Source organism: Streptomyces sp. H27-D2, assembly GCF_035828615.1.
Lineage (GTDB): Bacteria > Actinomycetota > Actinomycetes > Streptomycetales > Streptomycetaceae > Streptomyces.
In genome coordinates, this window is sequence record NZ_JAYMZR010000060.1 from 1 (window position 1) to 11,414 (window position 11,414).

Below are 11,414 nucleotides of genomic sequence, written 5' to 3' on the forward strand. Positions count from 1 at the left end.
GAGGCCGCCGAGGGGGCGCGGCCGCTCGGCGGGCTCGGCCGGTTCGTCGTAGAGCCAGACCGCCGCGCCGATCCGGCCGGTGGGGCGTCCGGAGCGGGTGGCGTCGGGCGAGGCGGCGGGGGCGGCGGAGTCCGGGGTTCCGGCGGCGGCGGGGGCGGCGGGGTCAGCGGGGTCAGCGGGGTCCAAGGGGGCCTTGGTGGGGACCGGCGAGTCCGCCGTGGCGGCGGCAGCGGCGTGGGAGACCTCGGCGGTGGTGTCCGAGACGGTGGGGCCGGGGGTGGCGGAGTCCGGGGCGGCGGGGTCGGCGGGGTCGGCGTGGGGGTCGCCGTCCGTAGAAAATCCGGTACCGGTGCGGGCGTCGATGCTCAGCGAAATGGCGTAGCTGGCGGCGTAGCCCAGTCTGGCCGCGACCTCGCGGTGCCGGGGATCGAGGTCGGCCTCGCTCGGAATGTCGGGGCGGGCGATCTCGGGGCGCTCGCCGTCCGGCACGGGCAGCCCGTCGAGCAGTCGCGCGTACGAGGAGGAGCTGCGCGGCACCGTCTCGATGGTTCCCAGATCGGCGCGGCCCAGGCCGAGGCCGACGGTGGTCTCGGGGCCTCGGCCGTCGGCGGGCTCCAGGGCGATCAGGCCGCGGCGGGCGCCGACGAGCGCGGCGCCGGCCCGCAGCAGCTCGTGCAGCGCCTCGTCGAGGGTGTCGGTACGAGCCAGCCGCTCGGTGAGTTCATGCAGCGTCGTGAGGTCGGAGATCCAGCCGGCGAGGCGGTCCTGGACGGCATCCACGGCGGGGGCCCCAGGCGTGGGGGCACCGGTCGGGGCGTCCTGGCGCGGGGCGGCTGCCGGGGCGGCCTGATCGGCGGGCGCGGCATTGTGCGCCGGGGCCGGAACACCGGAATCGATTCCGGCCACTTTTGGCAGATGCGGGGCGCTCATGATCTAAGACTTTCGGTGCGTTCGGTAAAAGCCGAGGTAGCGCCGATATTTGTTGTTGAAAGCTTGATTTTGTTGTTTTTTGTTGTGAGGCCGGGTCGGCCCTGCATTTTCTTCAATAGCATCGCAAACCCCCATGTCATGCTGCGCCGCTATCAATCACTCCACATGTACACGCACCGGCGATGTGATGTCCAGCATTGTCCCCACGGTGTTCTTGGTGTCCGAGTGGCTTCCAGCAGCTGTTAAGTTTGGCCGGAAAATAGCCCACCTGGCGTCCATCAGGGGTCGACTGGCGTCGATCGACAGCGCGTCATTTCGACCATGGCGGGTACGTACCCGATGCGGGACAGTTGCGGGACAGGGGCAGTTGGCGTCCCTCCGGAACCCCGCGGCGGGCGCGAGCGTCCTACTCATCGACGGCGGCGCGCCACCCACCTTCCTCGCACCCCCCGGGCGAGGACGGGGCCCGAGTGGCGGGAAACGCACCACAGACGGCAAGCGCCATACGTGCGCCACCCATCGCTACGTTTCGCGCTCGGTCTGCACCGGCTGCTCATGCCGCAGGCTGAGGGAACGATGCACCGGCTCATCCGCACAGTTGCTTCTGATCGACCGATCAACGTACCGATCAACGTGGTGTGTCAGGCCGGAAGCGCCGTACGGCGGCCCAACCGGCATGGAGTGCCATGGTCAGTCCCCTGCCTCCGGTGGGGGCCCACCCTCGGCGTTCACGGAAAGGAACGAGCGCTCATGCGCGAGATCCTCGGTAGGCGACGCAAGCCCCGGCTACGGCGGAGTGAGAGGTCGGCGCTGCTCCGCGCCGCGCTCACCTGCGCCACGAAGTGGCAGTGGCCCGTACTCCCGGGTGTGGGGTTCCAGTCCACTGGAAACCCGCGGGGCGGTGCGCCCCGCTGCGGCTGTCCGCAGCACGCCGACTGCGCGGTGCCCGGCGCGCACCCCTTTGACCCCGGCCTGCTGGCCGCCACCACCGACCCCCGGATGGTGCGCTGGTGGTGGGCGAACCGCCCGGACGCCCCCGTGGTGCTCGCCACCGGCGGCAGCGCCCCCTGCGCACTGAGCCTGCCCGCCGCCGCGGGACCGCCCGCGCTGGCCGCCTTCGACCTGCTGGGCGTGCGCCTCGGCCCGGTCATCGCGACCCCCACGCGCTGGTCGATCCTGGTCGCCCCGTACTCACTGGAGGAGTTGGGCGAACTCCTGCACGCCCAGGACTGGGTGCCCAGCTCGCTCCGCTTCCACGGCGAGGGCGGCTACGCGGTGCTGCCGCCCTCGCAGGGCGCCACCGGCGGCGTCCACTGGGAGCGCCCGCCGCCCGCCGGCGACGCGGCCCCCTGGCTGCCGGACGTCGGCTCGGTCGTGGACGTCCTCGTCGACGCGAGCACCGGCGCGCCGGACACCGGCAGCCGCCTCGCCTACTGAGCGCTCCGTAGTCGGACCGGCGGTCGAGCGGCAGCCGTGCGCCATTCGAGCGGCCCGGTCATTCGATCAACCTGGTCGGCCACGTCCACACGCGTTCACTCATACGGGTGCGGCGTGGCCGGAGATGTACGGGAAACGGGTGCGCGGCCACCCTCAAGGCCGGGTCGCGGCGGCTATGTTCGGCTTACATCAAGCCGTCGGGCCAAGCTGTCGAGCCGAGCCGTCGAGCGTCCGCAGCGAGTCGCAGGTGGGTCCCCATGGAGCGCGCGTCCAATCTCCGCATGATCGCGCTCGCCAGCGTCGCGGCGCTGGCCGTCGCGCTCCCGCTGGCCGCCGCGACCGCGGGACCGGCCGGTTCGGGTGAGCCGAAGACCGGCCGGCAGCAGCGCGATCCGCAGTCGGGCACGGCGGACGGGCGGGACGGCGGGCAGGACGGCGCCGCCGCCGGCTCAGGCCGGCGCGAGAGCGCCCCACGAGCCGGCGGCGGCCCGGACGGCGAGCCCGCGGGGCACGGGCGAGGGGACGGGGAAGAGCGGGCGCGGGGCGGCCGGCCACTCGCCGGAATCGGTCTCGACGGTCCGGACGGCGCGCGTCGCGCGAGCCACGCATGCGGGCCCGAACTCGCCTCTCCGGAAGGGATCGAGGCGCAGACCTGCGTGTTGACCGAAGGCCGCGACACCTGGGCGCGCACCTACTACCGCAACGCCACGGGCGGACCGCTGCACGCCGTACTGAGCCTCATGCGGCCGGACGGACGGACCCGGCAGGCGCACTGCGAGGTGCGGGAGGCGGACGAGCCGGGCGTCTGCGAGACGCCGCGTCAGGCGCGCGTCCAGGGGACCAAGGGGGCGCCCGAGGGGCAGCGTGCCGCGTACACGGCGGTGGCGGAGATCGCGTCGGCCGACGGGGAGCGGCTGCTGCTGCGCTCCGGCAGCAACGCTCCGGTGCGCGGCGGGGCGGCTGCGCCCGGGAGCGGCGGGAAGCGCGCGGCCGATGCCGGGCACGGATCTGATTCCGGAGCTGATTCCGGGTATGAAAACGCCCGGTCGCTGGCGACGGGGGATGCACCAGCGACCGGGCTCCAAGAACGGTAACAAGAGATCGGCGGTTAGCAAATTCGAACGCGGAATTCCGGACGGGGATTTACCGACGGGTACGGGGAGTTGTGACCGGAGTCACGCCTTCATCCCCCGTCCCGGAGCGCCGCTCCCGTCCAGGGCTCCGAGGTCAGCTCAGCGTCACCTGACGGTTGGTGAGGCCGCCGCGGGACCGACGCTCCTCGGGCGTCAACGGCGCGTTCGACGCGAGCGCTTCGGCGAGCCGTTCGGCGAAGGCCGCCGCGGGCTTCTCGATCTCCTCCGCGCCCATTCCCGCCGGCAGGTCCCAGACGGGCACGACGAGGCCGTGCGCGCGGAACGAGCCGACCAGCCGGGTCCCCTCGCCGAGCGAGGAGGCGCCCGCCGCGTGCAGCCGGGAGAGAGCGTCGAGCAGCTTCTCCTCCGGGTGCGTCATGACCCAGCGCAGGTGGTTCTTGTCCGGCGTCTCGCACCAGTACGCGGCGTCGACGCCGGTCAGCCGGACGGTCGGGATGGCGGCGTCGTTGGCCCGCTCCAGGGAGGCGGTGACCTCGGCGGTCGCGTTCGCGGCGTCCTCGACCCAGAACTCGAAGCCGGCGTGGATGACCGGTTCGAAGGGGGCCCCGGTGTCGAGCAGGTCTTGTAGACGCGGCCCGTCGGACGTGGTTCGCTCGGCGGCGACCGGAGTGCCGGGCTCGGCCACCAGCGCGCGGCTCAGCACGTCCGCCAGGTCCCGGCTGATGTCGCCGGAGGCGGTGTCGTTCTGCAGTCCGACCAGCACGGCGCCGTTGTCGCGGCGCAGCGCGGGCCAGGCCATCGGCAGCACGGTGGCGAGCGTGACGGAGGGAACGCCCTCGGGCAGGCCGCCCTTGAGGGTCAGCTCGATGGTCGCGGCGGGGACGAGCTCGCGCAGCGCCACCCAGTCGCATTCGCCCGGCAGCCCCTCGAAGGGGCGCTGGACCAGCTCGGCCACGGCGTGCGCGGCGGCCCGGCCGTGACAGGCCTTGTACCGGCGGCCCGAGCCGCAGGGGCAGGGCTCACGTGCGCCGACGACTCCGATCCCACCGTCGGTGAGTTGCGCGGCGGACGGCTTGACGGCCTTCGTCTGAGGGCGGCGCTTCTTGGCCATGCGTGCGTGTCTCCCGATCGGTATGTACGGTTCCGGCGCGAGCCTAGCGGTCGGCCGTACGGGCCGTACGAAGCCTGGACACACGGCTTGGATCACGGGGGCGGGGCAGGGGCGGACGCGGGCTCGTACGGGAGGCTCGGAGGCGCGGCCGGGACCGGCACGCGGCCGGGACTACCTGAGGTCGTCGAAGCGGTCCAGGCCGTGCAGATCATCCAGTCCGTCGAGGCCGTCCAAGTCGCCCAGATCGCCCAGATCGCCCAGGTCTTCGAGGCGCGGGCCGGGGACCGTCGCGGATTCCGGCGCGGAGGCGGGCGCGGAGCCCGTCGCGGATCGCGGCTCGGGTTCCGCCGCGGGGCCGGGCTCGCGGCCGGGCTCGGGAGCCGCGCCGCGCCGCGCACGGCGTCCCCGGGGCGGGGCCGCGGCCGGCCGGGGGTCCCGGTCCGGGGTGCGCGCAACGCGCGTAGCGAAAGTGTCGTGAGGGGCGAGCACCGCCCAGACCGTCACCTCGCCGGGGGCGTCACGGACGCCCCACTCACGGGCCAAAGCTCGGATGATTGCGAGACCGCGGCCGCCGCGGGCGGTGACGGACGGAGTGGCCGGAAGCGGCCGGGTCGGACCGCCGCCGTCGGTGACCGAAATGCTGAGCCGCCCCCGCGCGTCGACCCGCCAGGACGCGTGGACGCGGCCGTCCGCGGTGAGCGGACTCGCGTGCCGGTACGCGTTGCTGAGCAGTTCGGACAGGACGAGCACGCCGTCGTCCACCACCGCGTCGGGGACACCGCTCGCGCGCAGTTCCTCGCGCATACGGCGCCTCGCTTCGCCGACACCCGTCGGACCATGGGGTACAGCCATGATCGACGAAGCCGACACCTCCTGTGCCACCACTAACGCCACCCCCGGAACCTCCTTCGCTCCACGCCAAAGAATCGATGCCCCAATGGACTGGACCGGAAACCGGCCAACTCCCATCCGGTGATGCACTCGTAGCGATCAAATACGTGCTGAACGCGCCGGTGCACTCCCTGTAATGCGTTCGTGGCGTCAGTGGTCGAGCCCATGGCCGGCGGCTCGAATTCCCGTCAATTCCTTTACGGGCGACCGAGTTGATTCAGCACCTGTTTGGGGCGGTTTGTGATGACTGCATCCACTCCCAGCCGGGCGCACAGCTCGACATCCTCCGGTTCGTTCACCGTCCAGACGTGCACCCGGTGGCCCGCCCGGTGCGCCCGCGCGACGTATTCGGGGTGCGCGCGGATGATCCGCATGCTCGGTCCCGCGATCGTCACGCCGGGCGGAAGCTTGCCGTCCCGGTGCCTCGGTGTGACGAACGGCATCAAGTAGACGGTGGGCAGAGCCGGGGCCGCGGCCCGCACCCGGTGCAGCGAGCGAGCCGAGAAGCTCATGACGCGAACGGGCGAACGCGAGCCGGCGGGCGGATCGGCGAGATCGTACCGGCGGAGCAGACCGAGCAGCCGGTCCTCGACCTGGCCGGCCCAGCGGGTCGGGTGCTTGGTCTCGATGGCCAGCTCGACCGGGCGGCCGGCGTCGGCGACGAGCTCCAGCAGCCGCTCCAGCGTCAGCACGGAGGTGCGCTCGCGGTCGGCGCCGCCGGGGGGCCGCGGGCCGCCGCCGAGGCCGTACGGAGCCGTCGCGCCCGGGGGCGACGCCGACAGGTCCGAGGCGGCGCAGCCGCCGCCGTCGAGGTGCGGCGCGTCCAGGTCGGGGGCCTCGTGGTCGGTTGCGTGGCCCTTCCAGGAACCGAAGTCGAGGGCCGAGAGATCGGACAATTCGAGCGTGGAGACGGCGCCGCGACCGTTGGAGGTGCGGTTGACCCGGCGGTCGTGGACGCAGACGAGATGCCCGTCGGCGGTCAGCCGGATATCGCATTCGAGCGCGTCGGCGCCGTCCTCGATGGCTTTGCGATAGGCGGCCAGGGTGTGTTCGGGAACCTCCTCGGAGGCTCCGCGATGGGCGACGACGGCAGTGGTGTGCGGACCGGGACGAACGTCCTGGGCCGGGCGCGCATAGGTCACCGCGTTATGGTGCCACCGCCTACCGGCGAGCCGCGCACACGGCGGCCGGTCGCGTGGCTGCGGATGCGTTCGTTTTGTCCGGGATAAAGGATGGCGGGCAGGACGGGCGCCGCCCCTTACGGCGCTCTGACGCGCTGTGGGCAAGGCTGTACGCAGACACGTGAACACTTGGGTCCGGGATGTCCGGATGACATGCCCGCGTCGGCAGCGCGGCGGCAGCAGCCGGCACGCTGCGCGGCGCGGGCATGTGGGACGCCCCGGACCGGACGAAGCGGGCCGCAAGCAAGACAGCCGCGAGGCCGCAAGCAAGACAGCCGCAAAGGCCGTGAATGCCGCGTAATAGAGGAGAGAACTGTGAGCACCGAGAACGAGGGCGCTGCCGTTCCGCCTGCGGCGCAGCCGCCGACGGCACCCCCGTCGCCGGGCGCCGCACCCGAACCGGCGCCCGCGCCCCCCGCGCCGGACTTCGCGCCGACGGTCGCGGATCACGACCCCGCGACGTCCGCCGGCGCCCCCGCCACTCCCGTTGATCCCGCCGCCCGCCCCTCGACGCCCGGGGGCGCCGCTCACGGGGCCCCCGGGGCCTCTGCGGACCAGGGACCGTACGCCGCCGGACACTCCGGCGCGCCCGCGGCGGACGTCACGGCCGTAGGCGGCACATGGGCCCACCAGACTCCGCCGCCGCCCCCGTACGGCGGCGGGCAGCCCGGCCCCGGCTACGGCGGCGGGCAGGGCGACCCGGCCGGCCAAGGTGGTCAAGGGGCTCCGGGGGGCCAGGGCGGTCACCCCGGACACCCTGGCTACGGCGGCGGCCCCGCCGGTCCGCCCGGCCCCTGGGGCGCTCCGTCGGTGCCGCTGCCCCCCGGCCCCGCCAAGCGGTCCGGTGGCATCGTCGCGGCCGTGCTGGCCGCCGCGCTGGTCGCGGGCGGCGTCGGCGGCGGCATCGGCTACTTCGCCGCGGACCGCAACGACAGCGGCAACTCGACGACCGTGGCCGCGTCCGGCGACCCGAAGAAGCTCAACCGCGCGCCGGACTCGGTCGCCGGAATCGCGGCCAAGACACTGCCGAGCGTCGTCACCATCGACGCCCAGGGCAGCGGCGGCGAGGGCGGCACCGGAACCGGCTTCGTCTACGACAAGCAGGGCCACATCCTCACCAACAACCACGTGGTGGCCAGCGCGGCCGAGGGCGGCAAGCTCAACGTCACCTTCTCGAACGGCAAGAAGTACGCCGCCGAGGTGGTCGGCCGGGCCAAGGGCTACGACGTGGCCGTGATCAAGCTCAAGAACGTCTCGGACGCGAACCTCACCCCGCTGCCGCTCGGCGACTCCGACGCGTCGACCAAGGTGGGCGACTCGACGATCGCCATCGGGGCCCCGTTCGGCCTCTCCAACACCGTCACCACCGGCATCATCAGCGCGAAGAACCGCCCGGTCGCCTCCGGCGACGGCACCAGCAAGAACGCCTCGTACATGAGCGGCCTGCAGACCGACGCCTCGATCAACCCGGGCAACTCCGGCGGCCCGCTGCTCAACGCGCAGGGCGCGGTCATCGGCATCAACTCGGCGATCCAGTCCGCCGGCAGCGGCGGCGGCCCCGGCGAGAGCCAGCAGTCCGGCAGCATCGGTCTCGGCTTCGCCATCCCGATCAACCAGGCGAAGCGGGTGGCCGACACCCTGATCAAGACCGGCCAGCCGGTCTACCCGCGAATCGGCGTCCAGGTCGCCATGCAGGAACAGGGCGAGGGCGCCCGCATCTCCAAGACCGGCAACGGCGGCAGCCCCTCCGTAACCCCGAACGGCCCCGCCGACAAGGCCGGCCTGAAGCCCGGCGACGTGATCACCAAGCTCAACGACACGGTCATCGACAGCGGCCCGACCCTGATCAGCAACATCTGGATGCACAAGCCGGGCGAGAAGGTGACCCTCACCTACAAGCGCGACGGCAAGCAGGCCACAGCCGAGGTGACCTTGGGCGAGCAGAAGGGCGACAGCTGACGGACGCCTGACGCGTTAGTCTGTCCCTCGCGTCGTCCGGATCCGGACGACGCGAGGAGAGTTGCCCGAGCGGCCTAAGGGAACGGTCTTGAAAACCGTCGTGGCAGCGATGTCACCGTGGGTTCAAATCCCACACTCTCCGCGCAGGTCAGCTCAGGCGCTGGTCAGAAGGGGTGCCCCTGTTACGGGGGCACCCCTTCGGCGTGAGCGCGTCTCACTTTGTCCGGCCTGATCCCGGATCGTGCAGGCAACGCCAGGGATTGCCGGTGCGATCGGTGGCGGGGCGGTCGCGACGACCATCGGAATCAGCGGCGTGAATCAACGGTGTGAAAGACAACTGCTACTGAGGAGTGCCATGTTCCGTTTCAATCAGCCGGAGATCGCCCTGGTCGTCCTGCGCGACGCGGACGAGATCCGTGACGCCGTGCAGCGGGCGTTGGTCACTGCCGACGCGGACGAACGGCCGGGCCTCGAACGCGCCGCGGCCGTCATCGCGGAGGAACACGCTCGTACGGATGCCGAGTTGCGGGTGCGCTGGGCGCGGCGGACTCTCGCCGACGGGGGTGTGGACGCGCAGGACGGCCACGTCGCCGCTGTGCGTGCGATGCGCCTGGCGGTCCCGGGCATGAGTCTGCTCGTGGCGAACCAGCTCGTGAAGGAAGCGACCGGGAAGGCGTAGCCGACGCTCCGCCCCGCGCAAGCGCCAGGTCGATGAGGTGGGTCTGCGCGCCGAGTATGAAGTGAGCCGGCGGGATGTCTCCGTGGATCCACCCTCCGGCGTGCAGGTTGGCCACGGCTCGGGCACATGATGCAGCCGAGGCGTGGTCGGGAGCGTCGTCCGCCCACCTCTGTCCGTCTGCCTCTCGGTCGCGGAACCGTTGCCACAGGTGCCAGAGGTCTTGACCGCTGTGCCAGGGTTGGACGTTCCAGGTGCCGTGGGCCCACATCCCGTAGTCCACGCCGCGGCGCCCGAGCAGGACATCCGGGATTGTGTGGGCACCCAGAAGCCGAACGACGAGGCGCGGCCGACCGTCACCGGTCGCCCGTCAGCCGCTCAGCCCGCCGCCGCACGTCGCGCCGCCGACGCGATCGTGGCCTCGGCTTCGCGCCGGCTGAGGCCCGTGCCGATGGCGGCTTCGATCAGGGCGGACGCCAGCGCTTCGCCGCCGCCCGTTTCGTATGCCCGGCACGCGGCCCAGAAGAGTCGGTCGTTGCGGCGGCCGGGGCGGGAGTCGCGGACGAATTGGATCAGCCCGGCGGACTGTTGCGGCGAGCTGGGCGGGGGGGAGCGCGCCGGGGGAGCCCGGTGGGCTGTTCGCGCTGGGGGGCTGGTGCGGGGTGGTGAGCAGGCGGAGCAGGGCGGGTGGGGCCGGGGCGGGGAGTACGAGGCCGGGGGAGGCCAGGCGGTAGGTGCCGCGGGTGGTGCGGGAGCCGGGGCCGACGAGGTAGCCGCCGCTGCCGCGTACGTCGATGCCCGGTGCGAGGCGGCCCGCTGAGTTGGGGACGGCGGTGTCGGGCGGTCCGGTGAGCCAGAGGTGGCGGCCGCCGCTGGGGGTGAGGACGGTGACCGTGGGCGGCACGGTGAAGTGGTGGGCGCGGGCGAGTTCGTCGAGGGCGGCGAGGCTGTCCGCGCCGTCCTTCACGTCCAGGTCGAGCCCGATCAGGTGGTGCGGGGCGCGGCCGCAGGCGATGCCGTAGCCGGTCGCCCAGGGGGCGGCGGCGAACAGCCGCCTGATCACGGCGGGGTCGGAGCCGGCGTCGTGGACTCCGTGTCCGAACCGGCCGCACTCCCCCCGGCATCGCACCGGCGTGCGCTCCTCGCGGTGCGCCCCCCTCACCGCCGGGAGCTTGGTGCGCGACAACGGGATGACGGCCAGCCCGAGGCCGGCGGCGACCAGGGCGTGGGACAGCGCCGGGGAGGCGGGCCGGGACGGGCCCCGAGGCGTTGGTTGTGGCGAAGCCTGCGGCGGGCCGGAGGCGGCATGGCGGTCTGTGGAGGCCATGGTTCATTTTCGTACGAACGTTCGAAGACGGGAAGGGGCTCGGCTGGAATGTGGCTGCGGCGGCGAGGTTGGCCGAAAGGTGCCGAAACGGTTCGCCTCTTGTGGCGCCTGGGGATTGATGGCCTGGAGGGGGGTGAATTGGAGCCTCGGGGCGTGTAAAGGGTTTATTAGTTATTCATCACGCTTGCGGGCGAATCAGAGTCTGTGGGCTGGTTCGCCGGGGATTCGGTGGGCAACTCTGGTCCCACGATGTCGTAACGACAGCAACACCGAGGTGGTCGGCCAACTGCCTTGCTCGATCCTGGTTCACGGTTCCTGGAGGAATTCACATGGCAAACATCCGTAACGCCCGCGTCCTGGCCGCCTTCGCCGCGCTGCCCCTGGCAGTCGCCCTCTTCGCGGGGGTCGCGCAGGCCGACAACGGCGGCTTCGCGGACGACGGATCGAACGCGTCCGTGGTGAGCAGCGTCGGCAGCGGCGTGGGCCACAACAACAACGGAAACTCCACCACCACGCAACAGGCCGCCACTGGTTCGGGAGCCTCGAACGAGGCCAACACCGCGAGTGTGAACGGCTCCGGCTTCACGTCGATCGACCAGTCCAAGACGGCGGTGGTCTTCACTCAGCTGTGGTGATAGCGGACTCTCGGCCGACTCCGGGCCGGCCCCCATCCGATGGAGCGGGGAGACCGGCGGACCGGGAAGCCGGTGGAGGTGACGTGATCGCGCGGCCGCACTTCGGTGCGGCCGCGCGTGTGTGCGATGGGGCGGGCGCGGGTGGCTCGTGGGGGCGCGTGGCGCCGTCTGCG

At 72.5% G+C, this 11,414-nt stretch carries 7 protein-coding genes, 1 tRNA gene and 3 pseudogenes; 6 read left to right on the forward strand and 5 right to left on the reverse strand.

The window, feature by feature from the left end; genetic code table 11:
* Positions 1-930: pseudogene (locus QMK28_RS21880) on the reverse strand (phosphatase); the annotation flags it as partial.
* Positions 931-1,680: 750 nt separating this feature from the next.
* Between QMK28_RS21880 and QMK28_RS21885 the strand changes: the two are divergent.
* Both QMK28_RS21885 and QMK28_RS21890 read left to right on the forward strand, forming a co-directional pair.
* Positions 1,681-2,367 carry a bifunctional DNA primase/polymerase gene (locus QMK28_RS21885; protein ID WP_326440595.1) on the forward strand — a complete coding sequence of 229 codons (687 nt, stop codon included), beginning with the start codon at positions 1,681-1,683 and terminating at the stop codon, positions 2,365-2,367.
* Between the two features lie 281 nt (positions 2,368-2,648).
* Positions 2,649-3,461 (forward strand): hypothetical protein, encoded by an 813-nt coding sequence (locus QMK28_RS21890; RefSeq protein WP_326440597.1) that lies wholly within the window; start codon positions 2,649-2,651, stop codon positions 3,459-3,461.
* A gap of 133 nt (positions 3,462-3,594) precedes the next feature.
* Here the strand turns inward: QMK28_RS21890 and QMK28_RS21895 are convergent, their stop codons facing one another.
* From QMK28_RS21895 to QMK28_RS21905, 3 genes and pseudogenes are all read right to left on the reverse strand, one after another.
* Positions 3,595-4,572, reverse strand: coding sequence for a DUF5926 family protein (locus QMK28_RS21895; RefSeq protein WP_326440598.1), 978 nt, complete (start codon positions 4,570-4,572; stop codon positions 3,595-3,597).
* A 450-nt stretch (positions 4,573-5,022) separates the two neighbouring features.
* Positions 5,023-5,541, reverse strand: a pseudogene (locus tag QMK28_RS21900) (ATP-binding protein); the annotation flags it as partial.
* Between the two features lie 119 nt (positions 5,542-5,660).
* Positions 5,661-6,605, reverse strand: a complete 945-nt coding sequence (locus QMK28_RS21905) for a glycerophosphodiester phosphodiesterase (protein ID WP_326440599.1) — start codon at positions 6,603-6,605, stop codon at positions 5,661-5,663.
* Positions 6,606-6,959: 354 nt separating this feature from the next.
* On the opposite strand from QMK28_RS21905, the gene QMK28_RS21910 reads away from it, so the two are divergent.
* The 3 genes from QMK28_RS21910 to QMK28_RS21920 all read left to right on the forward strand — a co-directional run bounded on the left by QMK28_RS21910 (position 6,960) and on the right by QMK28_RS21920 (position 9,282).
* A complete protein-coding gene (locus QMK28_RS21910; protein ID WP_326440600.1) occupies positions 6,960-8,603 on the forward strand; it encodes a S1C family serine protease in 1,644 nt (547 codons plus the stop codon).
* Positions 8,604-8,658: 55 nt separating this feature from the next.
* Positions 8,659-8,745: transfer RNA gene (locus QMK28_RS21915), tRNA-Ser, on the forward strand.
* A gap of 213 nt (positions 8,746-8,958) precedes the next feature.
* Positions 8,959-9,282, forward strand: coding sequence for a hypothetical protein (locus QMK28_RS21920; RefSeq protein WP_326440601.1), 324 nt, complete (start codon positions 8,959-8,961; stop codon positions 9,280-9,282).
* 375 nt (positions 9,283-9,657) lie between these two features.
* On the opposite strand, the pseudogene QMK28_RS21925 reads toward QMK28_RS21920, so the two are convergent.
* Positions 9,658-10,606 (reverse strand): annotated as a pseudogene (locus QMK28_RS21925) (bifunctional DNA primase/polymerase).
* A gap of 329 nt (positions 10,607-10,935) precedes the next feature.
* Here QMK28_RS21925 and QMK28_RS21930 point away from each other — a divergent pair.
* Positions 10,936-11,241 carry a hypothetical protein gene (locus tag QMK28_RS21930; RefSeq protein ID WP_326440603.1) on the forward strand — a complete coding sequence of 102 codons (306 nt, stop codon included), beginning with the start codon at positions 10,936-10,938 and terminating at the stop codon, positions 11,239-11,241.
* Positions 11,242-11,414: the final 173 nt, after the last annotated feature.